This is a genomic window from Dolichospermum flos-aquae CCAP 1403/13F (assembly GCF_012516395.1).
GTDB classification, from domain to species: Bacteria; Cyanobacteriota; Cyanobacteriia; order Cyanobacteriales; family Nostocaceae; genus Dolichospermum; species Dolichospermum lemmermannii.
Genome location: NZ_CP051206.1, coordinates 4,972,125 through 4,997,411 on the forward strand (window position 1 = coordinate 4,972,125; position 25,287 = coordinate 4,997,411).

Below are 25,287 nucleotides of genomic sequence, written 5' to 3' on the forward strand. Positions count from 1 at the left end.
ATTTAGTAGAGGCTTAGAGATGAAGATTGCATTCATCAGCTATGAATACCCTCCAGATACTGGAGGTGGTGGGATTGCCACTTATGTGGAACAAGCTGCCAAGATGTTGCAAAACAGAGGAAACCTGGTAGAAGTTTTTACAGCAAGTCACTATCGCTCAGGTGTGGAAATTGAAGCAAGTGGTGTCAGGATTCATCGAATTCAACTTGAGAATAAAAAGCTATTTGCTAACGAAATTGCTCCAGTTTTTGCTGAACGTCATGCTTTAGTTAAATTTGATGTTTTAGAAGGACCAGATTTTTGTGCTGATGCTGCTGGAGTAATCCGCCTTATTCCTGAGATTCCGCTGGTCGTCAAGCTTCACACTCCTAATGGAATTTGCCGTCAGGTTCAAGCAGCAACGATAACGGAGTTTATCCCAAAACTCAGAACGAATCTGGGTGCCTGCCATCAATGGCTCAATCCCAGTTCGATTGAAAACATTGAGAAGCGCCATGCTCATGATGCTGATGTAATTGCTGCTCCCTCAAATCTAATTGCTGAATTGTTGATCAAGCAATGGAAACTGAATCGCCAAAAAGTACACATCTTTCCATCTCCATATATTCCCTCTCCTGAGACCCTCAGCATTCCCATTGAACAAAAAGCCAGTCAGGTGGTCACATTTGTTGGGCGCTTGGAAATTAGAAAAGGTGTACTCGACCTGGCTCAGGCGATTCCAGATATCCTGAAACACTGCCCAGATGCAAAATTTCGTTTTGTTGGGAAAGCAGGGCTATCACCTGATCCTGAGAAAAATATGCAGCAGTATATTGAAAAACTTTTACATCCTTATTGCCACTCACTCAAATTCATTGGACCCGTTCCCAACACTCAAATTCCATTCATACTAGGACAAACAGATGTATGCATCTTTCCCAGTTTGTTTGATAACTTCCCTTTGGTTTGCTTAGAGGCAATGGCGGCTGGTCGCGCTGTAATTGGCAGTATTGCCAGTGGCATGGTTGAAATAATCAACACTAATTCTGTCGGCAGATTAATATCACCAAATTCCCCACAACAAATTACTCAATCTACGATAGAACTGTTGCAGAATCCAGAACTACGCGTTCAGGTGGGAATAGCCGCTCGTGAGCGAGTTTTACAGGAATATAATCTTGAGCGCATTGGAGATTTACAGGAGAAGAGTTATCAAGTTGCAATTGAAACTAGACAAAGATTGGGAACTCGTCGAAAATTTTCAATCTTTGCCTAATAGATAGGCATTGCTTGTGTGGAGATATCAAATCAATTTATTTGGAGATATGCAATGCGGTTAGTGATTGTTCGTAGAGAACCTGGTGTTGCTCTGAGTATGGATGTCTATGCTGACAATTTAGTTACCGAATTAAAGGCAATCCGTCCAAATTGGGAAATTGTCGAGGTTGCACCCCATCCTTGGAGCAAAAGCCAAGAAAACCTGTGGCACTCCGGGACTGGTATCCGCAAGTATTATGAACGCTATTGGCATCATCCCCAACAAGTTTGTCAGGTAGAAGGAGATATTTATCACATCATTGATCATACCAATGCTCATGTTGCCTATTGGTTGAAAAATAAAGGCAAACCTCTTATTATTACATGTCACGACTTAGTGCAGTTTGTCTATCCAGAAATTCTCAAAGGACAGTCCCGTTTTCCCGCTTTCAGTATGGCATCTTGGCAATTTTCAGTTAGAGGAATGTGTTATGCTGATTGTGTGATTGCTGTTTCCTCAAATACAGCTAAGGATGTTCATAAAAGGCTGAATATTGAATTAGAGAAAATTTTGGTAGTTCCTAACGGAGTTGAAGCATCCTTTCAAACATTACCATCCCAGGAAGTAAAATCATTTCGGAAAAAATATCAACGGTTACCTGAAGAAATCTGTTTACTTAATGTTGGCTCAACTCACCAACGAAAGAACATTATTACTGTGTTGAAAGTGCTAAAAACTCTTAAAGATCGAGGGTTATCAGTCCGTCTTTGGCGGTCAGGGGGCAAATTTATGGCAGAGCAAATAACCTTTATCAAAGAACTTAATCTTGAGGAAGATATTCTTGATTTTGGTACTGCTGATAAAAATATTCTAATTCAACTTTACAATGCAGCGGATGTTCTCTTAGCACCATCTCTCTATGAAGGTTTTGGTTTGACAGTTTTAGAGGCAATGGCCTGCGGACTACCGGTAATTACTTCTAATATCTCATCCCTCCCAGAAGTGGTGGGTAATGCGGCAGTGTTGGTTAATCCTATGGATATCCAAACTATGTCTGAATCTGTAGTTAGGCTCACACAGAATTCTAGTGACCGTCAAAATTTGATTACTCAGGGATTTGCAAGAGCTAAACAATTGACTTGGAAAAAATCAGCAGAACATTTGGTTTCAGCTTATGAGCAGTTAAGTTGATCAAAATTCGTACTTGCGAATAAGAGTGGCTTTCTCAAAATTTTCTCAACGGCATCCGGTGAGTTTATAACAGCAAAAAAGATTATTAGTAAATCAGAAATTTAGAAGAAATTATGAACGTTTTGATGAGAAAACTGCAATTAGCATTAACACCGCAGACAAGGCTTCTGAAAACAAAATTGTCCAATGGAGCAATAGTTTACGGAAAAAATAGCACAGGATTCGGCGGACGGGGAATATATATTTATAGAGATGCTATTGAGCCAGAGTTTGAACACCTAGACAAATTATTAGATTCAGAAGGTGTTTTTATAGATGTTGGTGCTAACACAGGTATATACACGATCAAAGCTGCAAAACACTTTGATAATAATGGGACTGTTTTGAGACACCATAAGCCAAAACTTTGCACTTTTTTGTTCTAAAAATCTGCGAAACCATTATTAATAAACGGTTTTAGTTTTATATGGCTTACACCACACTACGCTATCAGCAAGCCCTATTTAGAGTTTGATGTCAAACTTATTAAGTATCGAAATCATGTATTTGCATCCACCCACAACTAAGAAACCAAAAAAGAAAGGATGGATTGATAATACAAGCTTAATTATCCTTGCCTTTTCCGTAGTTTTCTACTCCCGTATTTTTTGTGCCATTACTCGCGCTCCTTCAATTTTTAACCTTGCTCACTTCGCAGTTGTTCCCTTTGTTTTAGGAGTTGTATTATTTACCAGTCGGGCAAAAGATCGCAAACAAATTACTATTGCCTATTCTTTTGTATTAGGACTTTTGATTTTTCTAGTTGCAGTTTTAGCTAGTGCATTATGGAATAACACAGGCTTAATTAATGCCGTCGTCTCTTTCATGATGCTTTGCGAACCTTTCATCTTTCTGCTGGCTATTGTCTGTATTCCCATGTCTGCTAAATCCATTACCCGCATCAAGAAATGGCTGATATGGTCTGCTTTGATTAACTTTGTCCTTGCTGCTTTCCAGAAACCCCTAATTGATGCGGGGAAGCTCTATGCTAACGGATTTAATGGCACGGATGGATGCGGTGGAGTCTTTTTCGTTTCCGGGGCGGGAAATTATGTATCAGCTTCGGTATCAGTTGCCTTTGCCCTCTACTTCTTCACTAATGAAAAAACTTTTCCATTATGGATGAGAATCGCGGTAATTATCGCTGCTTTTTGGCAGATTCTATTTTCTGATTCCAAACAACTTCTGCTTGCGTATCTAATCGCCTGGGGTCTTTTAGTTTTAGCAAATTCCCATGATATTGGTAAAAGTATAAAATTGCTGAGTGCGATCGCTCTCTTCGGATACGGATTCCTTTGGTGCGTACAGAACCTAGAAGCATTTGCTGCATTTACAGCTTGGGCGCGACCGGAACTTTACGGACCAGATGGTTATGCTTGGTATACCAAATTCTACTCGGTGCGTTCCATTTTATCTCATTATCAATCATCCCTCAATTGGTTATTTGGTCTTGGTCCTGGGCATACCGTGAGCCGCTTAGGAGTATGGTTTCTTAAAGATTATTGGTCTATACTCGGACTACTAGGTGCTACCACCAATCCAATTAGTCAGGAAGCAATGGAATTTTGTGGTAATTCTTGGCTTTGTTCTGGTTCTACTCTTTTCATGCCCATTTTTGGTTGGGCTGGAATATGGGGAGATTTAGGACTTTTGGGTGTAGGTGCATACCTATTTCTATCCTACTTAGCTTGGCAACACTTTGGTTTAGATGATTCCTTAAAAGTTACTTTACTAACTGTTCTCGTCATGGGTTTTATTTTTACTCAAATGGAAGAACCAGGCTTCATGCTTTCTATCGCCTTTATTCTAGGACTAGCATGGCAAGAACGACAACTGAAGAAACAGATACACAGAGGCAAGAGAGAGAAAGAATTTCCCAATTACCAATTACCAATTACCAATTCCCTATGAAGATTTTAATGTCTGCTTACTCCTGTGAACCAGGTATGGGTTCTGAACCTGGTGTGGGTTGGAATATTGCCCGCGAAGCTGCTAAATACCATGAAGTTTGGGTACTCACCCGACCCGATGAAAGTCAGGATATTATTAACGCAGAATTGGCACGCCACCCCATTCCCAATCTTCACTTTGTTTACTTTACTTTGCCCTTTTGGCAAGATAGCCGACGCTGGGGACAGTCTGGGGGAATGCAGTTTCACTATTACCTCTGGCAAATTCAAGCCTATTTTGTCGCCCGTGACTTACATCAGAAAATTGGCTTTGACTTGAGCCATCATGTTACCTTTGTTAAGTATTCCAGTCCTTGCTTCCTCTCACTCCTGCCCATTCCCCTAGTTTGGGGTCCTGTAGGTGGTGGAGAATCAGCACCAGCAAGCTTTTGGCAGGATTTTAGCTTAAATGGCAAAATTTACGAAATTGCTCGTAGCGGCGCTCGCTGGCTGGGAGAAAAAGACCCCTTTGTCCGTCTGACTGCTCAAAGAAGTGCTGTAGTCCGAGCCACAACTAAAGATACAGCCCAGTGTCTCTATAAAATGGGTGTGAATCATGTGCATATTTTGCCGGAATCAGGGTTATCGGCGGCAGACATAGACCATCTAAATCAATATGAAATCCCTAATGAGCCAATAGTAAAATTTATCAGCATGGGTAGACTTTTGCATTGGAAAGGCTTTCATTTAGGATTGCGTGCCTTTGCTCAAGCAAATCTACCAAATACAGAATACTGGATTGTGGGAGATGGACCGGAATGGCATCACCTGCAAACTTTGGCATCAGATTTAGGAATTGCTAAAAAAGTTAAATTTTGGGGTAGGTTGCCTCGTGAAAAGGCTTTAAATTTATTAAAAGATTGTCATGTGCTAGTTCATCCCAGCTTACATGATTCTGGTGGGTGGGTCTGTATGGAAGCAATGGCAGCAAGTCGTCCTATCATCTGTTTAGATATAGGGGGACCTGCTGTTCAAGTTACAGATGAAACTGGTTTTAAGATTACTGCTAATGAACCATATCAAGCTGTCCGTGATTTAGCGGCCGCAATGATTCATTTAGTTCAAAACCCAGAACTAATAGTGAGTATGGGTCAGGCAGGTCGGAAACTAGTCAATGAAAACTACAGTTGGCAGATTGTCGGAGAGCGTTTGCACAAACTTTATTTAGAGATTGCCAGCAAGAAGGTATCACAAACTGACGTTATATCTCAAGTTTTTTGAACCTAAATTTAACTAATTAATTTTTCCCACTTGGATAATATGCACATATTAATTGCTGCTTTACACAGACCAACAAAACCAACGGGTGTTTGCCGACACGCTGCAAATCTAGCTCAATGTTTGGCTGATACTCCAGAGGTTAGCAAGGTGACTTTAATTGTCGGAACATGGCAGAAAGATTACTTTGAACAATTTTTTCATTCCCCAAAAATTCAATTAATTACTGTAGATGTTAAAAATAGTTCTTTAGCAAGAAATATCTGGTTTTTATTTGGTTTACCAAAATTGGTAAAGCATTTAAATCCTGATATTGTCCATTTATCTTTTCCTTTTCCTTTTTTACGACCACTTTTTCCTTGTCCTATTGTTTCGACAATTCACGATTTGTATCCTTATGAAAAACCAGAGGTTTTTGGCTATCCAAATGTGATCTTTAATCGCTTGTTTTTAAAACAATGTATAGAACATAGTGATGGTCTTACCTGTGTTTCTAAATCTACTTTAAGCAGTCTTAAATCCTATTTTCCCAAAACTCAAACACTCAAACCCATTGCTGTTATTTATAATTACGTGGATTTTAGTAATATTGTTGCTGAACCACATCATAATTTAGATATTAGTGATCATGATTCTTTTCTGTTATGTGTCGCTCAACATCGAAAAAATAAAAATATAGATTTGTTAATTCAATCATTTTCTTTTTTAAAGAAAAATGGTTATTTAAAAGATGAGACTAAGCTAATAGTTGTTGGTAGTACAGGACCAGAAACAGAGAGTTTAGTTAATCAAATTCAGCATCTATCTCTTCAAAATCAAGTGCTGCTAATTCATGCAATTAAAGACCATGAATTATGTTGGTTATATCAAAAGTGTGAAATTTTTGTGGCCGCTTCATCTCAAGAAGGATTTTGTTTACCATTAGCAGAAGCTCTATATTTTTCTTGTCAAGTAGTTTGCTCAGATATTCCCATATTTAGAGAAATTGGTAGTTCTAGCTGTTGTTATTTTGATGTTGAACGTGATACTGTCAAAAATCTCTCACAAGCCATTATTTCTACTTTAGAACAGCCTGTAAATAGAACTGCTAATGATCTTCAATTTTCTAAATTGGATGTAGCAAATCAATATCTAAAATTTTACTCTACATTTTCCTTTATTAGTCAGTAGGGATTTTTAACTGAAAAGTATCCCGGAGGGGCTTAGTATTTCTAAACCCCTTGCTTGCCACGCAACTGAAAAAATTAACATAAAAAAGAGAAAAATATTATATAATTATTCCCGTTAAATTTACACTTAAAATTATCATCTGCTGACAGTTAATTAAATGTAAAAAATAAGAGCGAAAAAATCATCAAGTTAATCAAAAAATAATTCATGTATTAGCAGGGTAATTTTCGGTAGTCTTAAAAAGAAGCCTTTGCTGATAAGTATCAGGAAAGTCTTCAAAAAAATTGGATGATTGTTGTTACCAACAGGAGTGCAGATTATGAGTCAAAATTTTAACGATTATAATTCATCTGTTCATAAAAAAATCAAGACTGAACAAATAGAGCAAATAATCAAAGCGATTATATCTGGTAAATATTCTTGGGCTTGTGTTCTAGTTTTACAATTTGCTGGTTACAATCCTATGGACTATATCCCCTATCGTACTTATATCAGATTACTTAAAACTAACTGCTTGCTTGGTAATTCTCAGCAAAATTAACCACCTATCAGCAAAGTTGACAGGTTTGATTTGAAATTAAAGTAGTTGCGTTTTAAACATGGATTTGTGAGAATTTTTTCTGGAAAATAAGAAGGAAAGGTGAAGATTCATCAATAAAAATTTATGACTATCATGCCGATTTTATGATCTACCCAACCACAAGTTATAATCATCAAATGCAAGCAATTATTCAAGAAATTGTGTGGCAGAAAAAACTAGAAGTTGCACAAATACAAAAAGATATGTCTTGGGCTTCCTTGCAACGTCAGTTAACTGCTGCTCCTACTGTCCGGGACTTTTTTACGGCTTTGCAGTTGAGTATTTATAAACCTAGTTTAATTGCAGAAGTGAAAAAAGCAACACTTTATCATAGTGTAATTAGACCAGATTTTGATCCAGTTACTATTGCTCAGGCTTATAAAAAAGGAGGAGCATCTTGTGTATCTGTTGTCACTGATCAAAAGTTTTTTCATGGTGGGTTTGATCATCTTCGTGCTATCAGATATCGCGTAGGAATACCTCTACTTTGCAAAGATTTTATCATTGATCCTTGCCAAATTTATTTAGCCCGTTCCGCTGGTGCAGATGCAATATTATTAATTGCTGCTATTCTGACAGATAAGCAATTACAAAACTTCTTACGAGTGATTCACTACTTAGGGATGAATGCTGTCATCCAAGTTCATAACTTAAATGATTTGGATAGGGTTCTCGCATTAGAAGATGTCAGGATAGTTTCCATTGATAACCAGAGTTTAAGTGATTTTAATACCAATATTAACACTACTCAGGAATTATTGGCAGCTAGGCGATCGCAACTTCAAAACCTAGGAATTTTAGTCATCAGTGAATCAGGTATAGAAACCCCCGATGATTTATCATTTGTTGCTGAAATTGGTGTACAAACAGTGATCATCGGAGAATCTTTGCTTAAAGAAAATGATTTAGAAGTAGCTGTCAGAAATTTACTCCAATCCAAATTTCCTATTCATTATTAAGAAGAATTAAGGATTGGCTAGTAATTGATAATTACGAATTTCTCATAACAAAGGTTTCCACCAATCATGATTATTCAGATACCATTCTACAGTTAAACGTAACCCTTCATTAATTGTCACGGATGGAGTCCAACCAAATTCTGTTTTTAGCTTATTGGCATTAATAGCATATCTTCGATCATGTCCAGGTCTATCCTTCACAAAAGTAATTAATTTTTCCGCTGGATATACTGGTAAATCTGGTGCTAATTCATTCATGATTTCACATAAACTTTGTACCAGACTGATATTTTCAACTTCGTTATTACCACCAATATTATAATTTTCTCCTGGTTTTCCTTGATGGATTACCACATCTAAAGCCCGACAGTGATCAACTACATATAACCAATCTCGAACATTTTTTCCATCACCATAAATAGGTAATTCTTTACCAGTTAAAATGTTAATACACATCAAAGGAATTAGCTTTTCGGGAAATTGAAAAGCACCATAATTATTAGAGCAATTAGTGATAATTGTCGGTAATTTATAAGTATGATAATAAGCCCGAACTAAATGATCACTCCCAGCTTTTGAGGCTGAATAAGGACTATTGGGACTATAAGCTGTAGTTTCTGAAAACGCTGGTTCATCTGCAGTGAGACTACCATAAACTTCATCTGTAGAAACATGAAGAAATAGGTAATTATCAGGTTGTGTTTTTGCTTCCCAATGTTGACGAAAAGCTTCTAAAAGAGTAAAAGTTCCTACTACATTAGTTTGGACAAATGCAGCAGGTCCAGTAATTGACCGATCAACGTGAGATTCGGCGGCAAAATGGGCTATAGTATCTATATTTTCTGCTAAGAGTAATTTATCAACTAAAGAGCGATCGCATATATCCCCTTGGACAAACCGGAAATTCTCTCTTTCTGCAACTGATGCTAAATTATGGCGATTTCCAGCATAGGTAAGAGCATCCAATACCACTAATTTATCATTTGGATAAGCTTGACACCAATGATGGACAAAATTCGCTCCAATAAACCCAGCTCCCCCTGTCACCAATAATCGTCTATTCATGAGATTCCTTAATTACTTTGTAAATATTTCTTTTTAATTTTACCAAAAATTCTCTGTATAAACAATTTTGCTAACCGAATTTTTGTCAAATTGGCAATTGGATTTGAGTAATTATTTTCATGAGTAAAGAAATCATTAATTTCTGTTAAAATTACCCGCAAGCGTTGGATAATATTCTCAGTTCTATACTCTGCTAATACATTTTCAGATAAAGTCAATGATGTAGAAGATGCTAAAACTTTCAAAATTCTATCTACGTCATATTCCAAAGCATAACCAGCGATTTTATAACAATTAAATCCTGGATCTAAATAATCAGATAATCCCCCATTGACACTAGAAAACACCTGACAACCACAAGCTAATGCTTCCATTGGTTGTAAACCAAATCCTTCGCTAACTCCTTGTAATTTCCAATATTCCGCCGAATCATAAAGATAAACTTTCGTGCGATTAAATAAAGCTGGTAAATCTTCTACATAACTATCAATAACCAACACCTTACATTTTTTTTCTAAAGCTGGAATTAATGACTTAATTAAATATTCTGAAGATTTCCGCGTTTGAACTAAAACATCAATATCTCGATTTTGATGTAAATTAGTAAATTCCTGACTAATTTGATTAGGTAAATAATAAATTAGAGAATTTGGTGCTTGTTGTCCCCAATAACCTAGAGAATTTCTGCTAACTGTAATTATGGGAATACCTGATGGTAAATTAATCTTATAACCTGCACTGTGAGCATGATAAATTACATGATATTTTTGCAATTTAGATGCAAGTTTACCAACATCAAATCCCCAACTAATCACAAAAATTACATCATCTAAATTTTCCTCTTGCAATAAATCATCTAAAAACAATTTATCTGATTCCCGCTGACGATAAGTAACTACTTCAGCAGCACAAATCTGTTGAGCTAAAGTAACCGTTTTCAACTCCGCCCAAAGACCACCACAAGCAAATTTACCATCTGTCCCCGGAACTAAAAAGTAAAGCTTTTTCATAATACTAAATATTAAATTTTCTTCCTTCTTTCTTCTTCCTTCGTGTTCTTCGTTCCTTTGTGGTTCATTAATTCCTGATTTATTAACTCCTGATTTATTAACTCCTATTTTTCCCAAGATACCTTAACAAAATGACTTTCCTTTCCCCAAAAATCACGAGCAATAGTAATATTTTCAACAGCCAAATTAAAAGGGATAGAAGTTGTAATATAACGCTGAGTGAGCATTCCTAAATCCGGTGCAATTCCCGCTGCGGCCGTTGCTGCTAAACCTAAGCCAATAAGTTGTTCAATTGGTCGAAACGGCAACATAAAAGGTACAGTTACCGATAGTCCAGCAGTTAATAACATAGCCACAGATACATTTGTGCCACAACGGGGATGTATAGCTAAATCCCATTCTCCACTGGTAAGACGATGTTTAGCTAATGTTACCGCGCGGCGCAAATCATTAATATTCACATCACCATATAGAAAAAATCCCTGTTCGGTAGACAAACCACCTAATAATTCATCATCTAATTGCGTATTAGTGCTTGTTCCTGGTGGTGAATAGGGTTTTTTATTGTCCCCTAATACCCAAACCGTAGCGTGTTCTAGAGCGTGAACTTGACGTAACATGAGAATTTCTTTCAACCCAGGAATAAAAGATAGCTGTTGGAGTAAATCAGCATCTTGGCTGGGGTGAGGTGCAAGAAAGTCAAAGCTAAAGGAAGATGATTCGTCCAAATAAGCAGTATTCATAAAACCTCACGGTAATATATGTTTTTTAACCAGGACTATGGCGGGCTAGAAGCCGACCCCACAATAAATATATAACTTTTGTGGGGTGGGCATCCTGTCCGCCAATCTTATATTTAACACAAACAGCAGAAGTCCCACATCTCACTATACCGGAGTGTGGGATGAATACAATACACGCGAGTGAGGAATTGACCAACAGGCGAAATTGAAAGCAGTTCAATCAGGATCGTTGGTCAATGACGAATGAACATTTTCCGATTTAAGAGAATCTATCCAATCTTCTACCAAAGACGTAATAGTTTTGTCTTTAGTGGCTACCCTTTATGTTATCATAAAAACAGGTCGAAAGGAAACGAAAAACATGAGAACATCTTACCAATACCGATTAAAACCAACAAAAGAACAAGCGGAAAAAATTGATAAAATACTAGATATGCTGCGTTGTCAGTACAATTATCAACTTGCTCAACGGTTTAATTGGTATGAGGCAAATCGCTCTCCTCTTGATAGATGTTCCATTTTCGTTTGTCATTTACCAGAGTTAAAAAATAAACCTAATCGCTTTAGTCAGCAAGCATCATTAACCCAACTTAAAAAAGACCGACCTTGGTACAGAGATATTCATTCTCAAGTGCTACAAGAAGTGCCTAAAAAAGTTGAATTAGCTTTTGATAGATGGTTGAAAGGTGATAGCAAAGGCAAAAAATCTGGTAGACCTAGATTTAAAGGTGTTGGACAATACAAAACATTTACGTTTCCTCAATTCAAGCAACATCACTTTGTCAATAACAAGATTACGCTGTCTAAAATAGGAGATGTAAAGGTAATTGTTCATCGTCAAATCCCCGACGGGTTTGAGATTAAAACTGTGTCTGTCACTAAAAAAGCAGATGGGTATTATGTAACTTTAAGCCTTGACGACAAAACAGTTCCAACAATTAAACCTGATTTTAATGCTAATAATATTATTGGTATTGATGTCGGATTAATTGATTTTATTGTCACCTCAGACGATGAAAGAATTGCCGCCCCTAAGTTTTTACGTAAAGCTGAACGTAAATTAAAATCTGCACAACGTCGCGTTTCTCGCAGAAACAAAAATTCTAACCGACGTAAAAAAGCGATTAAAAAACTGGGTATTCAACACAAGAAAGTATCAGATACCCGCAAAGATTTCCACTTTAAAACAGCAAACAATTTACTCAAAAAGTACGATGTTATTGCTGTAGAAAAGTTAAATATAAAAGGACTCGCTAGAACAAGGTTGGCTAAAAGTATTAATGACGCTGGTTGGGGACAATTTATTTCGATACTAACAGTCAAAGCCGTAAATGCTGGACTAAAAGTAATCGCTGTAAATCCAAACGGTACAAGCCAAGAATGCTCTAGTTGCGATGCCCTGAGCTTGCCGAAGGGTGGTCACAAAGTTAAAAAGCCGCTATCCCAAAGAATGCACAATTGCCCTATCTGCCATGCAAGTTTGTGCAGGGATCTAAATGCGGCTATAAATATCAAGAACCGTGGGACACACGGTCTTAAAGCTCAGTCAATGTCTTCATAGAAGAGTCGCGCTCGTTGCCCACACTCACCCGAAGGGTGAGTGTGGAGTATGTCACTTGTGTCTATCTACCTATTTAATGCCTAACAATTCCACATCAAAAATTAAAGTAGAGTAGGGGGGAATCACACCACCAGCACCACGGGCACCATAACCTAATTGTTCAGGGATAATTAATTGGCGACGGCCACCTACTTTCATAGTGATTACGCCTTCGTCCCAACCTTTAATTACTTGTCCTACACCAATTTTAAAGCTAAAGGGTTTACCGCGATCGCGCGAGCTATCAAATTTAGTCCCATCTTTTAAAGTACCGATATAGTGAACCTCAACGGTTTGGCCAGTTTGGGGAATTGCGCCCGTTCCCTCGACTAGTTCCACATATTTTAATCCAGAGTCGGTAGTAACAACTTTAGCTTCAGACATAGTATTGCTCTTGATTAGAGTATTGTTTTCTTGAGTGACAGTGGTGGTTGGTTGTGCTGGGGAAGAATTACCGATTGCAGTGATTGCAGTATCTTTTTGACCACTAATTTGGGTAAATACTAAAACGCCAACACATACCAGCATTAACACCACGCTGAGGAAAATCCCTTTCAAAATCAGCCCTCTCTGTTTTAATTACTGATGATCAGATTACCGATAGAACACAAATTAGTTTAAATCAGAAATGACCGTTTAGCGCCACAGCTTATTTTCCAAATCCCGAACCTGACGCTCTAAACGGTCAATTCTTCCCCGTAATTCATCTACTTCTGACTGACGGGCAACTCCCAAGTCCTGCATCATATTCCGCATTTGTCGGTGCATTTGCTCATCCCAATTACCTTGTTCAGACTGTAATTGGGTAACAAGATCATCCATTACCGCCTTAGCTTGCTCAGGATTGAGTTTACCGTCTTTAACCAGTTCATCACTGACTTCTTTCAGTTTGTCTGCAACTAAAGAAGTTGTGCCAATACCCAACATCATTAACTGTTGCAACCAATTGTTACTATCCATACTCCCTTCCTCTGACTAAAAGCTTCGTAATTCTAGCCTACACATTTATTTTGTCAGTTGTCAGTTGTCAGTTGTCAGTCGGAAAAATCTTATTCCTACCTCCCCTACCTCCTCCTCTACCTCCCCTACCTCCTCCTCTACCTCCCCTACCTCCTCCTCTACCTCCCCTACCTCCCCTACCTCCCCTACCTCCCCTACCTCCCCTACCTCCTCCCCCCTACATCCCCTTGCTCTACTAAACCTGCATCCAACCGTGCATTGGTGCTATGGCTTTAGTGACTGATTCAATGATGTCTGGAGGTGCTTCTGAAAGCATGACACTGGGATAAACAGCAGTTCCCCATTGAGGATGCACAAGAACATGGCATTTATTTTGAATTGCGGGATACTTGAGTAAGGCTTGGGCTACTGCTGTATCATCGTGGGGAACTAAGCCAGAATGAGACAGTAATGGATAACCTGTCCGGGGATCTATCAAGTCTGTTAAATACCCGCGGTCGCGCAAATTAAATGCCAAATCGCAACCAAATCGCATAAATTTTTCCCGCAGCTTTTCCTTTTCTATTTCTGTTTCTGTGGTCATTTCTTCTAGAGAATATTGTGATTGCTGTAAAACAACCACTACCCACAAAAACTGCTGCTGTTTCCAATCTGGTAAGATCTGTTCGCAATTGGCACAGATATATGGACTGGGAGTATGAATAGAAATCTCTACAGCTTGTCCTGTTTTGCCAACTAAATGAATAGGACAGCTAGGCTGTGAAATACAAACTGGGGGATAAGACACCACATTAATTCGGTTTATGAAAGTTTTTAAATTTATCTTTGCTAAAAATAATAACTCTTAAATCTCCAAATAAATCATCAAATTTTGCGAATAATTAGATGAGGACAATTATTTACTCTAATGGAAGCATCCAAGCAAGTTGAGAAAGTTTAAAGAGAGAAAATAAGAAACCCCCAAAGAGAGGGGGATTGTAGGTTATTCGAGTGGAGTGAACAACTAAGTAATAAATACCTAGAGTAAATAGAGTAATCCGAACAAAATAATCCAAATTACATCTACAAAATGCCAGTAAATTTCCGCTGCTTCAATCCCGAATCGTTTTTCATTGCTGTAGTGTCCAGGAGTACGCGATCGCCACAACACTGCTAAAATCGCTAAAACACCGATGGTAACGTGCAAGCCGTGAAACCCAGTCAAAACATAAAACGTACTAGCGAATAAATTGGTAGTCAGACTAAACTCTAAATGAGTATATTCATAAACCTGACCTGCCAAAAAAATCGCCCCCATAACTGCGGTAATTGCCAACCAAACCCGCATTCCCTTAGTATCATTCTTTTTAATAGCAGTATCAGCATTGTGCATCACAAAACTACTAGCTATCAAAATAGAAGTATTCACAGTAGGTAACAACAATTCTAAATCCGGTGTCCCTACTGGTGGCCAAACCGGAATAGTAGAACGGTAAGTCAGGTATGCACCAAACAAACCCATAAAAATCATTCCCTCAGCCACAAGGAACATAAATAGACCAGTCAAACGATGATCTGGATGTTCCTCATGATGAGAAACAGTTGTGTGGTGACTTAATTCAGTTTTCCCCGTGTCAATAATTTGACCTTGCATAAATTAGTAATTAGTAATGGGTTCAAGGCAGGGCTATTTCATTTTTATCTAGTAGTCTGTCAAATTTATTTTGACGGGTTTTTGGTAGTTCGGGCATCTTGCCCGCGTGAGCGAGACGCTCACACTACAGTCCATCATTTTTATCTTGACAGACTACTAGCCCGCCTCAGAATGAATTCTGAGTCTAATAGCGAAAGTCGTCTAAAGACGACTAAAAGAAATTTCTAGTCCGTTTTAACGGACTTTAGTTATTAGCCCGGAACTTCAGTTCTGGGCGGGTCATGTCCATCCCCTAAAGTGCTGATTCAGTTTGGGGAGTTAACACAGATTCAGTTTCCACCCGTTCCTCACTCACCCCGTAATCGTAGGGGCCAGTAGTCAAAACCGGAAGAGTTTCAAAATTCTCAATACTGGGAGGAGAAGAAGTCATCCATTCCAAAGTTAACGCTTGCCAAGGATTATTACCGGCTTTTTCGCCATAGAACCAAGACCAAACGGCATTGATGATAAATGGTAACGTCGAAACCGCCAATATATAAGATCCGTAGGTACAGATTTCATTCAAAGCCGTGAACTTAGGATCATATTCAGCAATCCGGCGATTCATCCCCATGAGTCCGAGTTTGTGCATGGGTAAGAAAGTCATATTTAAACCAATCATGGTTAAGGCAAAATGCACCTGACCCCAAAATTCGTTCATTTTCCGTCCCGTCATTTTCGGGAACCAGTGATAAATAGCCGCAAAAATCCCTAACACACTACCACCAAACAAAACATAGTGGAGATGTGCCACCACAAAGTAAGTATCGTGAACGTGAATATCAAAAGGAACAGCAGCCAACATTACGCCACTAATGCCACCAATCACAAAAGTTGCTAAAAAGCCGATAGCGAACAACATGGGACTATTGAGGCGAATTTTGCCACCCCAAATAGTAGCTAACCAACCGAAAATTTTAATCCCAGTGGGGACAGCGATGATCATTGTCGTGATCATGAAAAACATCCGCAACCAACCGGGAACACCACTGGTAAACATATGGTGCGCCCAGACGATTAAGCCTAAGAAACTGATAGCTAGGGATGAAAAAGCGATCGCTTTATAGCCAAAAATCGGTTTGCGGGCATGAATTGGCAGAATTTCCGAAATTGCCCCAAAGAAAGGCAAAATCATAATATAAACCGCTGGGTGAGAATAGAACCAGAACATATGCTGATAAACAACAGGATCTCCGCCCCCAGAGGGATTAAAAAAGTTTGTTCCTGCCAACAAATCAAAACCCAACAAAATCAAAGCCGCAGCTAATACTGGTGTAGATACCAACACTAAAGCCGAAGTTGCTATCATCGCCCAACAAAACAACGGCATTTGAAAGATGCCCATACTAGGAACACGCATCTTCCAAATGGTGACGAGAAAATTCATCGCCCCCAAAATCGAAGAAGTTCCCAATAGCAAGATACTCATAATCCAAATCCCCTCACCCACCTGGCCTGTCACCAAACTCAGCGGCGGGTAAGAAGTCCAACCAGCATCGGGGGCATCACCTACCGCCAAACTAGCAACCAGTAATACACCTGCTGGGGGAACCATCCAAAAAGCTACCGCATTCAGGCGCGGAAATGCCATATCTCTCGCCCCAATCATCAGCGGGATTAAATAGTTAGCAAATCCCGCCCCGGTTGGCACAATCCACAAAAAAATCATGATTGTGGCATGGAGAGTAAACAGGCTGTTATAGACTTCTGGCGTGACAAAATCTACCTCTGGAGTCCGTAATTCTGTCCGCACTAAATCAGCCATTACGCCGCCAATGCAGTAAAAAACAAACGAAGTGACCAGATATTGAATTCCAATCACCTTATGGTCGGTACTAAAACCGAAAAAGTCTCGCCAATGCCTTTCCTCATGTTCTTCAGCATGGTTAGGGACATTAGCAATTTCTTCTAACTGTGCCTGTGTCATATTTTAAAAAAGTTTGTAGGGGCGCAGGGCCTGCGCCCATGTATTTTGTGCGCCCATGTATTTTGTAACCACTGCAACTCAAGTAATTCTTAAACTACTTAATTTGATGCAGAATTTCTGAGTGAATGCCCATATTGTGAGTGTAAGGAGAGAGAAATTCATCAGCAGTCATGGCCATGGAATTCACAGCTACGGCTTGATTAGGGATCTCTTTACCAGCAATTAGCTGTTCTTGCATCCAACTATCAAAAGCTTCCTGTGTCTCCACCACAACTTGACTTTTCATCACCCCGTGGTAAGGTCCACACAATTCAGCACAAATAAGTTGATAATCACCCGCTTTTCTGGGAGTAAAACGCAAATTGGTTTGTCTACCAGGAATGGCATCCTGTTTCACCCGAAATTCAGGAATCCAAAAGGCGTGGATAACATCACTGGCTGTCATGTTGATTTCCACTGTTTTGCCAATAGGTAAATGCAGTTCACCAGTTGTCACGTCGGTATCTGGATAGGTAAATAACCAAGCATATTGCATTCCAGAGACGTTAATGGTTAATTCTGCTGGTTTTTTAACGGCATCAGCATCGGTATCTAATTGTGATACTTGTCCAGATGCTTCTGTACTGATGAGGGTGGCAGCCATTGCCGTTCCCGGCATATTCATGGCATTTTCCATCATCGGGGCAGCATGAGCCGAATGGGGATCAAAGCCACCCATGTTGTTATATACATCAAAACTGTAGAGAGAAATACCGATAACGATAATTGCGGGGATCGCTGTCCAGAGTATCTCTAGAGGCACATTACCTTCAATTGCTGGCCCATCTGCATTGTCACCAGCCCGACGACGATATCTAATAACAGCGTAAATTAAAACACCTTCAACAATCAAAAATATGCCTGTAGAAACAGTCATCATGGTGTTGAATAGACCATCTACCAAGGGGGCTTCGTCTGAGGCCGCTACAGGTAATAGACCGTGATTTTGACCGTACCAGAGACTGGCGAGGGTGAGGACAATGCCAATGAGTAATGTCCAGATTGCATTTGGAATTTTCACGGCTGATTTCTTGATTAATTGACTATTTTATCTGTAAGTTACTTCACTTGTTAAAGTAACTCTACATACTAAGGTAGTGCAGGCAATGAGATATAGTATCCGCTGGTCTGAAATCTTTATTAATTTTTTCGATTAAGAACACAATTTTGAGTACAAGGGAGATAAGTTGTCTTGCCCAGGTTAGATGACAATTAGGCAAAAAATTTTCAGAAATTTCCATTAATTCCCATTAATTCCCATTGATTAATTATTTCCATCTGCAAAACAGCACGAAATCTTACAGCGGAAACTAGCTAAAGTGATCCAAAGTGTAAGGGAAAGCTGATTTCTATATTCTGACCTATAGGTTAGGGTAAGTAGAAGTCGGGACTAAATCAAAATAGAAAATTTTCAATTTCCAGCACAAGCGGTCCAAAGGTATTGTTAATGAACGAATTTGTCCTAGAACAACAAAATAAAGCGGCCACAGTAGCACAACAGCCCCAGGAGATGATTCGTCGCTTGGTGTGGAAAATATGCGTAGCCACCTTAATTTTGATGGCTATAGGCAGTGCCACCCGCGTTATGAATGCTGGACTCGCTTGCCCTGATTGGCCTTTGTGCTATGGGGAGTTAGTTCCAGCCAAACAAATGAATCTCCAAGTGTTTTTGGAGTGGTTTCATCGCCTGGATGCAGCTTTAATTGGTTTTAGTGCGATCGCCCTTTGTGGTTTATCCTGGTGGCATCGTCAACATTTACCCAAGTGGCTACCCTGGGCTTCCACATTTGCCCTGTTTTTAATTGTCTTCCAAGGGATTCTGGGAGGACTGACTGTAACTGAATTATTGCGGTTTGATATCGTTACCGCCCATTTAGGAACAGCGTTACTATTTTTCACTACGTTGTTAATTATCGGTACAAGTTTGATTCCCTATCAAGGCACGGGAACAGTAGGAAAGTTGCCTTGGGTGGGTTTAACTGCTGCTGTTTGCGTCTACTTACAAAGTTTATTGGGTGCAATAGTCGGTTCTCGTTGGGCTTTGCACCAATGTTTGTCCGGGGAACAACTTTGTGATGTCATGTACAGCCATATTTTTGGCGTAGTACCCCCAACCATCGCTACTTTAGCAGTTGTTTTAATTTCTTGGCGCACACCAGCCCTACATCCGGCTTTGCGAAAACTGGCAAATCTGGCTGGTGGCTTGTTGATTTTACAACTTCTTTTGGGTGTGGCTACCTTCCGTTTACATTTACAAGTTGAATCCCTTACCGTTTCTCACCAAGCTATCGGTGCGACTTTACTGGGGACTTTAGTAGTATTTACAGTTTTATCACTGCGGGATGGTTTGCTTCCTCAGTCACAAACACAGTAACTCCTTCTTCCTCCTTCTTCCTCCTGACTCCTGACTCCTGACTCCTGACTCCTGCTTACAGCGGTTTGCTGACCAGTTCTTGAAAAATAAGGAAAAAGACCTAACATGATTGAGACTAATGTCTCTCGTCGTCAACACGACACATTTCTCCAAGTCGTTCAAAGTTACTACCAGCTAACCAAACCCCGGATTATTCCCCTACTATTAATTACCACTGCTGGGAGTATGTGGATAGCCGCTAAGGGTGAGGTAGATCCCTGGTTGTTAATTATTACAATGATTGGCGGAACTTTAGCAGCAGCCAGCGCCCAAACTATTAACTGTATCTATGATCGAGATATAGATTATGATATGGAGCGGACACGCAACCGCCCCATCCCTTCCGGGAAGATCCAATCCCGTGATGCTTTAATTTTTGCGATCGCTCTGGCTGTACTTTCTTTTACCCTCCTCACCGTTTTTGCCAATCTCCTGGCAGCATTTTTAGCCTTTTCTGGCATCATTTTCTATGTTTTAGTCTATACTCACTGGCTCAAACGCCATACCACTCAAAATATCGTCATTGGTGGTGCAGCAGGGGCAATTCCCGCTTTAGTCGGTTGGGCAGCAGTGACAGACACTTTAAGCTGGTCTGCGTGGCTAATTTTTGCCATTGTCTTTTTGTGGACACCTCCCCATTTTTGGGCTTTGGCTTTAATGATTAGTGATGATTACGCTAAGGTGGGGATACCAATGTTACCTGTGGTAGCGGGTAATAAAGCCACCGTCCGGCAAATTTGGTTTTATACGGTGATTACTGTCACTGCGACTATCTTGCTGTTTTATCCCTTACACGCCAGCGGGATTGTCTATGCTGTTATTGCCTTGACTTTAGGGGGAGTATTTGTCCATAAGTCTTGGCGCTTATTGCAAAATCCCGAAGATAAAACCATAGCGCGGGAATTATTTTTGTATTCCATTTCCTACATGATGCTGTTGTGTTTGGCAATGGTGGTGGATAGTTTACCCATTACTCATCATTTCCTTGCTCAACTGCATTTGTAATCATGCTCAGGACATAGATCCCCGATTTCTTTGAGAAATCGGGGATCTGATTATTTTTTTTTTACAAAAAACCCAACAAAAATATACCCAGACGATTTTCTCATCATTTCTTGTATTAGTGCGTTTTGTTACGAAATTATTACAGTGGGGAATACCTCACCTCTTTGAGGGGCATACACACCAGAAAATAATTTGCAACTTCTGTTAACAATCTGTTATATTTATTTACATAAGGTTACAAAAAGTAAAAAACGAGGTTCTCGAATGGCTATTTTAATTTCTCTATTGGTTGTTGCTTGGGTAGCAGTTTCCGTTATCGGTTCTCTAGCTTATTTCATGGGTGAACAAAGCAAGCCCATTCACGAACGCAATTGGGCTTCTGACAAATTTGCAGCTTTGGCTAAATCTATTACTGGCGTAGATATAGACTATACCCAACGCACACCCGCCTATGCTATTGATGCTTACAACAGCCGCAACTTACCCAGATAGTATTTACTGGCAATTTGACAAGATGTATATAAAAATAACCCCCAGCATTGTGACTGGGGGTTTTGCTTTTTTGTCAGTTGTCAGTTGCTCTTACCTGTTCCCTAATTAAAATGCTGGCCGATAAACGCGATAGTTAATATTGGGGAAAATATTATCCATGGACTCGACTTTTTCCAACCAACCACTATCAACTTTACCCACTTTCACATCTTCATAGAGTTTATTAAAGCGCATTAAATGCGATCGCGTTCTTCTGACTGCATAGGGAACCATTGTTCCTGTCCGCATAATAAACGCCCAGTCAGAAGATTGTGCTAATAACAACTCTCTCGCAGCTTGATTGAGTGCTTTTTCCTGTAATTCATCTTCAGCTTCAATTTGGGAAATTTCAATCATCCGTTCCGCAGCTTTGTGCAAATGTGGATAAACCCAAGCATTAGTATCATTCAACCAATATTCATGAAAACCCTTAAAGCCCCAACTCGACTGAGCAGGACGACATACTTGTTGCTGAGGATTAGCCCGTAAATAATCGGCTAAATGGGTCATTTCATAGGTTTTCTGGTCATACCATGACTTACGGAACAGATAATCAATAAACCAAGGACCCTCATACCACCAATGACCAAATAACTCCGCATCATAAGGGGAAACAATAATTGGCGGCCGACCCATGATATTGTGTAAATGCCCAGTTTGCTGCTCACGATTATACATAAAGTTAGCAGCGTGTTCTGCCGCTTTTTCCTTTGCCCAGTAAGGATCATATAGAGCTTTATCGGAAAGACCTAAGCCCCGTCCGGTAATTTTATGATACTTAATGCCAGTATTTTTTCGCTGACCATTGGGCATTATATAGGGCTTAATATATTCATATTCCGCTTCCCAACCCAAATCTTTATAAAATTCCCGATATTCGGCTGCACCAGGATAACCCACCTCAGAAGACCATACTTGCTGAGAAGATTCATGATCTCGACCAAAAGCCGCTACACCCGGTTCAGTAAAAATCGGGGCATAACTACCGAAGCGAGGACGGGGACGGGCGTATAAAATGCCATGTCCATCAGTGAGGAAATAACGTAAACCAGCATCCGCCAGCATTCGCTCCACACCTTCATAATAGGCGCATTCTGGCAACCATATTCCTCTAGGCGCTTGACCAAAGGTTTCCTCATAATGTTCACAAGCTACCTGAATTTGCGCCCATACAGCTTGGGGATACATTTTCATTAATGGTAAGTAGCCGTGAGTAGCACCACAGGTGATAATTTCTAAATTGTTACTATCTTGGAACTGTTTAAATGCTGTAACTAAATCACCCTGATAACGTTCCCATAACTCCCGCGCTTGATTAAATTCAGTTGCATAATGTTCTGCTAAATACCGCAGATGACCATTATGAATATTGCGCTCAGATTCTAGTTCTATAAGCTCTTCTAGTTGTGATAAGTGAGCATCATAGCGTTCTTGCAATAAAGGATCACGAAGCATAGAAATCAAAGGCGGAGTCATACTCATGGTGAGTTTAAAATCAACGCCGTCTCGCTTTAAGCCTTCAAATACTTTTAATAAAGGAATGTAAGTTTCAGTAATCGCTTCATACAGCCATTCTTCTTCTAGCACATAATCACTTCCTGGGTGACGAACGAAGGGCAGATGTGCATGAAGTACAAGCGCGACGTAGCCTATAGCCATAATATTTTTTATGTGTGGTATTTGGAGGTTACAGACAAAAAAGTCTGTGTGGGGAAATTAAGAATATTTTAAGACTATATGGGTCATTGGTCATGAATCCTCGGCTAATACTTAATAGAAAAATATTTTGGTCTAGCGCCGCTTCGCGGAAGTTCAACGGGCGCTTATAAACCGCGTCTACACTTACTTGTGAAATTCCTTAGTCCGTTTTAACGGACTTGAGCTATGAGACAGGGAATTCATTCCCTGGCGTATTTGCAAGCTTCCCATATTTGTCTGTTCATGATCAATATAATCATCAATCAAATTCGGAAATAGCCTTTTTTCCTCAATACATAAAATGATTAATTTTGACAGTGCATAAATCCTAAATTACTGATTTTCAGTAAATCAAGGTAGAATGTCCTATAAACGTGCTAACTACCAAGATTATGAGCCTGTGCATCAATTCTAACTGCCCAAAGCCACAAAATCCCGATAATATCCTTTTTTGTCAAGCCTGTGGCTCGGAAGTCTTGCTACAACAACGTTATCGGGTACAATGTCAGTTAGGACGGGGTGGCTTTGGTGTGACTTATGAGATTAACGAAGTCAGAACCAATCAGGCTAAAGTTCTCAAAGTCTTGATTAATAACAACCCTAAAGCCGTAGAATTATTTAAACAAGAAGCTGATGTTTTAAGTCAACTCCATCATTCCGGTATTCCTCATGTAGAATCAGACGCTTATTTTGAATATTATCCCTACAATAGCCAAAATCCAATTCATTGTTTGGTAATGGAAAAAGTTGTGGGAGAAGATTTAGAAAAATATATGCAAAAACGTGGTTTGCGTCCTATTAACCAAACTACAGCTATAGAGTGGCTAAAAGATCTAATCATTATTTTAGAACAGGTACATAATAAAGACTTTTTTCATCGAGATATTAAACCACCTAATATTATGTTGCGGTCTGAAAGTGCCGAATTGGTATTAATTGATTTTGGTACTGTGAGGAAGGTAACATCTACAGTATTTAAACAACAAGGTGGTGTCACAGGAATAATTTCCGCAGGTTACACACCCTCAGAACAAATTAACAATAACGCCGTACCTCAATCTGATTTTTTTGCTTTAGGACGGACATTTGTTTATTTACTCACGGGTAAAGAACCACTTGACCCAATCATGTATGATTCCTATAATGAAAGATTAAATTGGCGGAATCATGCACCACAAATATCATCTATGTTAGCAGATTTATTAGATGATATGATGCAGCGTTTATATAAAGATCGTCCTCAAAACTCCCATGAGATTTTGCAAAGAATAGCAGCAATAGAAAAAGCTTTACAATCACCAAAACCTCAACCACCAAAACCCCAACCACCAATACCTGCCAATAACCTTAAAACCTTTAGTTTTGAAGTTGTCACCACAGACGCACGGGGAAATATCACCAACCGACGCAACGCAAGCGCGAAATACTTTACAGAAGACTTAGGAAATGGTGTGACGTTGGAAATGGTGGAAATCCCAGGGGGAACATTTATCATGGGTTCACCGGAAAACGAAGCAGAAAGGTATTCAAACGAAGGTCCCCAACATCAAGTTACTGTTCCCAGTTTCTACATGGGAAAATATGAATTGACACAGGTACAATATCAAGCTATCATAGGAACTAACCCTTCCAACTTCAAAGGCGATAACCGCCCTGTTGAAAGAGTTAGTTGGAATAATGCGGTTGAGTTCTGTAAAAAGTTAAGTCAAAAAACAGGCAAAAACTACAGATTACCCAGTGAAGCAGAATGGGAGTATGCTTGTCGTGCCGGAACTACCACACCATTTTATTTTGGTGAAAGTATTACTCCAGATTTGGTAAATTATAATGGTAATTATACTTATGCTTCTGCACCAAAAGGAAAATATCGTCAGCAGACCACAGATGTAGGAACTTTTCCCCCTAACTCTTTTGGTTTGTACGATATGCACGGTAATGTCTGGGAATGGTGTCAAGATGACTATAAAGATGATTATATAAACGCGCCTACAGATGGCAGTGCTTTGACAAGTCCAAGCCGGAGCGTTAAGCTGCTGCGCGGTGGTTCGTGGCACTTCACTCCTGAGGATTGCCGTTCTGCTTGTCGCGACCCCTACGATCTCGGCACCTACGACTACTATATTGGTTTTCGGGTTGTATGTAGTGGTGCGGCGAGGACTTAGTAGCCCTTTACACTCTTGCTCTTTTGCCCTCTTCTCTTTTTTTCTTTTCCCTTCTTAACCCACCGCCGTTAGGCGGAAAATATTTTTCTACAAAAAGCTGGTTTTGATGTCTGGATTCA

At 39.6% G+C, this 25,287-nt stretch carries 24 protein-coding genes; 14 read left to right on the top strand and 10 right to left on the bottom strand.

The features are described from left to right. The first annotated feature begins 19 nt into the window (after positions 1-19). From HGD76_RS23770 to HGD76_RS23805, 8 genes are all read left to right on the top strand, one after another. Positions 20-1,255 (top strand): glycosyltransferase family 4 protein, encoded by a 1,236-nt coding sequence (locus tag HGD76_RS23770; protein ID WP_168697226.1) that lies wholly within the window; start codon positions 20-22, stop codon positions 1,253-1,255. Between the two features lie 54 nt (positions 1,256-1,309). Beyond that, entirely contained in the window at positions 1,310-2,428 is a 1,119-nt protein-coding gene (locus tag HGD76_RS23775; RefSeq protein ID WP_168697227.1) for a glycosyltransferase family 4 protein, read from the top strand. 113 nt (positions 2,429-2,541) lie between these two features. After that, a complete protein-coding gene (locus tag HGD76_RS23780) occupies positions 2,542-2,853 on the top strand; it encodes a hypothetical protein (protein ID WP_168697228.1) in 312 nt (103 codons plus the stop codon). An 88-nt stretch (positions 2,854-2,941) separates the two neighbouring features. After that, on the top strand, positions 2,942-4,378 hold the full coding sequence (locus HGD76_RS23785; protein ID WP_168697229.1) for a hypothetical protein: 1,437 nt from the start codon (positions 2,942-2,944) through the stop codon (positions 4,376-4,378). Continuing rightward, complete coding sequence (locus HGD76_RS23790; protein WP_168697230.1) at positions 4,375-5,637, top strand: glycosyltransferase family 4 protein; 1,263 nt, start codon at positions 4,375-4,377, stop codon at positions 5,635-5,637. Before HGD76_RS23785 ends, HGD76_RS23790 begins: the two co-directional genes overlap by 4 nt. 39 nt (positions 5,638-5,676) lie before the next feature. Beyond that, positions 5,677-6,804, top strand: a complete 1,128-nt coding sequence (locus HGD76_RS23795) for a glycosyltransferase family 4 protein (RefSeq protein ID WP_168697231.1) — start codon at positions 5,677-5,679, stop codon at positions 6,802-6,804. Positions 6,805-7,123: 319 nt separating this feature from the next. Continuing rightward, positions 7,124-7,345, top strand: coding sequence for a HetP family heterocyst commitment protein (locus tag HGD76_RS23800; protein ID WP_015081001.1), 222 nt, complete (start codon positions 7,124-7,126; stop codon positions 7,343-7,345). A gap of 86 nt (positions 7,346-7,431) precedes the next feature. After that, positions 7,432-8,343: an indole-3-glycerol phosphate synthase TrpC gene (locus tag HGD76_RS23805; protein WP_168697550.1), complete on the top strand. Its 912-nt coding sequence runs from the start codon at positions 7,432-7,434 to the stop codon at positions 8,341-8,343. A 42-nt stretch (positions 8,344-8,385) separates the two neighbouring features. Here HGD76_RS23805 and rfbB read toward each other — a convergent pair whose 3' ends face one another. From rfbB to HGD76_RS23820, 3 genes are all read right to left on the bottom strand, one after another. Continuing rightward, a complete protein-coding gene (rfbB, locus tag HGD76_RS23810) occupies positions 8,386-9,408 on the bottom strand; it encodes a dTDP-glucose 4,6-dehydratase (protein WP_015081003.1) in 1,023 nt (340 codons plus the stop codon). Positions 9,409-9,416: 8 nt separating this feature from the next. Further along, positions 9,417-10,418 carry a glycosyltransferase gene (locus HGD76_RS23815; protein ID WP_168697551.1) on the bottom strand — a complete coding sequence of 334 codons (1,002 nt, stop codon included), beginning with the start codon at positions 10,416-10,418 and terminating at the stop codon, positions 9,417-9,419. A 104-nt stretch (positions 10,419-10,522) separates the two neighbouring features. Further along, positions 10,523-11,161 (bottom strand): DUF6391 domain-containing protein, encoded by a 639-nt coding sequence (locus tag HGD76_RS23820; protein WP_148765059.1) that lies wholly within the window; start codon positions 11,159-11,161, stop codon positions 10,523-10,525. Between the two features lie 361 nt (positions 11,162-11,522). On the opposite strand from HGD76_RS23820, the gene HGD76_RS23825 reads away from it, so the two are divergent. Then, on the top strand, positions 11,523-12,722 hold the full coding sequence (locus tag HGD76_RS23825; RefSeq protein ID WP_168697552.1) for an RNA-guided endonuclease InsQ/TnpB family protein: 1,200 nt from the start codon (positions 11,523-11,525) through the stop codon (positions 12,720-12,722). 69 nt (positions 12,723-12,791) lie between these two features. Here HGD76_RS23825 and HGD76_RS23830 read toward each other — a convergent pair whose 3' ends face one another. After that, on the bottom strand, positions 12,792-13,289 hold the full coding sequence (locus HGD76_RS23830) for an FKBP-type peptidyl-prolyl cis-trans isomerase (RefSeq protein WP_168697553.1): 498 nt from the start codon (positions 13,287-13,289) through the stop codon (positions 12,792-12,794). Between the two features lie 108 nt (positions 13,290-13,397). Next, complete coding sequence (locus tag HGD76_RS23835; RefSeq protein ID WP_015081007.1) at positions 13,398-13,721, bottom strand: phasin family protein; 324 nt, start codon at positions 13,719-13,721, stop codon at positions 13,398-13,400. 50 nt (positions 13,722-13,771) lie between these two features. On the opposite strand from HGD76_RS23835, the gene HGD76_RS23840 reads away from it, so the two are divergent. Beyond that, positions 13,772-13,960, top strand: coding sequence for a hypothetical protein (locus HGD76_RS23840; protein WP_210967681.1), 189 nt, complete (start codon positions 13,772-13,774; stop codon positions 13,958-13,960). On the opposite strand, the gene HGD76_RS23845 is transcribed toward HGD76_RS23840, so the two are convergent. From HGD76_RS23845 to HGD76_RS23860, 4 genes are all read right to left on the bottom strand, one after another. Then, on the bottom strand, positions 13,957-14,511 hold the full coding sequence (locus tag HGD76_RS23845) for a methylmalonic aciduria and homocystinuria type D protein (RefSeq protein WP_168697232.1): 555 nt from the start codon (positions 14,509-14,511) through the stop codon (positions 13,957-13,959). The genes HGD76_RS23840 and HGD76_RS23845 overlap by 4 nt on opposite strands. Positions 14,512-14,739: 228 nt before the next feature. Beyond that, on the bottom strand, positions 14,740-15,354 hold the full coding sequence (locus HGD76_RS23850) for a cytochrome c oxidase subunit 3 (protein WP_168697233.1): 615 nt from the start codon (positions 15,352-15,354) through the stop codon (positions 14,740-14,742). A 292-nt stretch (positions 15,355-15,646) separates the two neighbouring features. After that, the gene (gene ctaD / locus HGD76_RS23855; RefSeq protein ID WP_148765061.1) at positions 15,647-17,320 is read right to left on the bottom strand and encodes a cytochrome c oxidase subunit I; all 1,674 of its coding nucleotides are present in this window, start codon (positions 17,318-17,320) and stop codon (positions 15,647-15,649) included. 94 nt (positions 17,321-17,414) lie between these two features. After that, on the bottom strand, positions 17,415-18,380 hold the full coding sequence (locus tag HGD76_RS23860; protein ID WP_168697234.1) for a cytochrome c oxidase subunit II: 966 nt from the start codon (positions 18,378-18,380) through the stop codon (positions 17,415-17,417). Between the two features lie 426 nt (positions 18,381-18,806). Between HGD76_RS23860 and HGD76_RS23865 the strand changes: the two genes are divergently transcribed. The 3 genes from HGD76_RS23865 (at position 18,807) to HGD76_RS23875 (ending at position 21,269) form a co-directional block, all read left to right on the top strand. Continuing rightward, on the top strand, positions 18,807-19,733 hold the full coding sequence (locus HGD76_RS23865; RefSeq protein ID WP_168697235.1) for a COX15/CtaA family protein: 927 nt from the start codon (positions 18,807-18,809) through the stop codon (positions 19,731-19,733). Positions 19,734-19,838: 105 nt separating this feature from the next. Next, positions 19,839-20,777: a heme o synthase gene (locus tag HGD76_RS23870; protein ID WP_168697236.1), complete on the top strand. Its 939-nt coding sequence runs from the start codon at positions 19,839-19,841 to the stop codon at positions 20,775-20,777. 264 nt (positions 20,778-21,041) lie between these two features. After that, positions 21,042-21,269 carry a photosystem II protein, Psb35-related gene (locus HGD76_RS23875; RefSeq protein ID WP_015081014.1) on the top strand — a complete coding sequence of 76 codons (228 nt, stop codon included), beginning with the start codon at positions 21,042-21,044 and terminating at the stop codon, positions 21,267-21,269. Positions 21,270-21,374: 105 nt separating this feature from the next. Here HGD76_RS23875 and HGD76_RS23880 read toward each other — a convergent pair whose 3' ends face one another. Further along, complete coding sequence (locus tag HGD76_RS23880; protein ID WP_168697237.1) at positions 21,375-22,967, bottom strand: glycoside hydrolase family 57 protein; 1,593 nt, start codon at positions 22,965-22,967, stop codon at positions 21,375-21,377. A 431-nt stretch (positions 22,968-23,398) separates the two neighbouring features. On the opposite strand from HGD76_RS23880, the gene HGD76_RS23885 reads away from it, so the two are divergent. Further along, entirely contained in the window at positions 23,399-25,168 is a 1,770-nt protein-coding gene (locus tag HGD76_RS23885; RefSeq protein ID WP_168697238.1) for a bifunctional serine/threonine-protein kinase/formylglycine-generating enzyme family protein, read from the top strand. Positions 25,169-25,287: the final 119 nt, after the last annotated feature.

Excerpts from the sequence above, each read along its gene's own strand:
- HGD76_RS23770 (WP_168697226.1), top strand. The coding sequence starts at position 20 with ATGAAGATTGCATTCATCAGCTATGAATACCCTCCAGATACTGGAGGT.
- HGD76_RS23775 (WP_168697227.1), top strand. The coding sequence starts at position 1,310 with ATGCGGTTAGTGATTGTTCGTAGAGAACCTGGTGTTGCTCTGAGTATG.
- HGD76_RS23780 (WP_168697228.1), top strand. The coding sequence starts at position 2,542 with ATGAACGTTTTGATGAGAAAACTGCAATTAGCATTAACACCGCAGACA.
- HGD76_RS23785 (WP_168697229.1), top strand. The coding sequence starts at position 2,942 with ATGTCAAACTTATTAAGTATCGAAATCATGTATTTGCATCCACCCACA.
- HGD76_RS23790 (WP_168697230.1), top strand. The coding sequence starts at position 4,375 with ATGAAGATTTTAATGTCTGCTTACTCCTGTGAACCAGGTATGGGTTCT.
- HGD76_RS23795 (WP_168697231.1), top strand. The coding sequence starts at position 5,677 with ATGCACATATTAATTGCTGCTTTACACAGACCAACAAAACCAACGGGT.
- HGD76_RS23800 (WP_015081001.1), top strand. The coding sequence starts at position 7,124 with ATGAGTCAAAATTTTAACGATTATAATTCATCTGTTCATAAAAAAATC.
- rfbB (WP_015081003.1), bottom strand. The coding sequence starts at position 9,408 with ATGAATAGACGATTATTGGTGACAGGGGGAGCTGGGTTTATTGGAGCG.
- HGD76_RS23815 (WP_168697551.1), bottom strand. The coding sequence starts at position 10,418 with ATGAAAAAGCTTTACTTTTTAGTTCCGGGGACAGATGGTAAATTTGCT.
- HGD76_RS23820 (WP_148765059.1), bottom strand. The coding sequence starts at position 11,161 with ATGAATACTGCTTATTTGGACGAATCATCTTCCTTTAGCTTTGACTTT.
- HGD76_RS23825 (WP_168697552.1), top strand. The coding sequence starts at position 11,523 with ATGAGAACATCTTACCAATACCGATTAAAACCAACAAAAGAACAAGCG.
- HGD76_RS23830 (WP_168697553.1), bottom strand. The coding sequence starts at position 13,289 with ATGCTGGTATGTGTTGGCGTTTTAGTATTTACCCAAATTAGTGGTCAA.
- HGD76_RS23835 (WP_015081007.1), bottom strand. The coding sequence starts at position 13,721 with ATGGATAGTAACAATTGGTTGCAACAGTTAATGATGTTGGGTATTGGC.
- HGD76_RS23850 (WP_168697233.1), bottom strand. The coding sequence starts at position 15,354 with ATGCAAGGTCAAATTATTGACACGGGGAAAACTGAATTAAGTCACCAC.
- ctaD (WP_148765061.1), bottom strand. The coding sequence starts at position 17,320 with ATGACACAGGCACAGTTAGAAGAAATTGCTAATGTCCCTAACCATGCT.
- HGD76_RS23865 (WP_168697235.1), top strand. The coding sequence starts at position 18,807 with ATGAACGAATTTGTCCTAGAACAACAAAATAAAGCGGCCACAGTAGCA.
- HGD76_RS23870 (WP_168697236.1), top strand. The coding sequence starts at position 19,839 with ATGATTGAGACTAATGTCTCTCGTCGTCAACACGACACATTTCTCCAA.
- HGD76_RS23875 (WP_015081014.1), top strand. The coding sequence starts at position 21,042 with ATGGCTATTTTAATTTCTCTATTGGTTGTTGCTTGGGTAGCAGTTTCC.
- HGD76_RS23880 (WP_168697237.1), bottom strand. The coding sequence starts at position 22,967 with ATGGCTATAGGCTACGTCGCGCTTGTACTTCATGCACATCTGCCCTTC.
- HGD76_RS23885 (WP_168697238.1), top strand. The coding sequence starts at position 23,399 with ATGAGCCTGTGCATCAATTCTAACTGCCCAAAGCCACAAAATCCCGAT.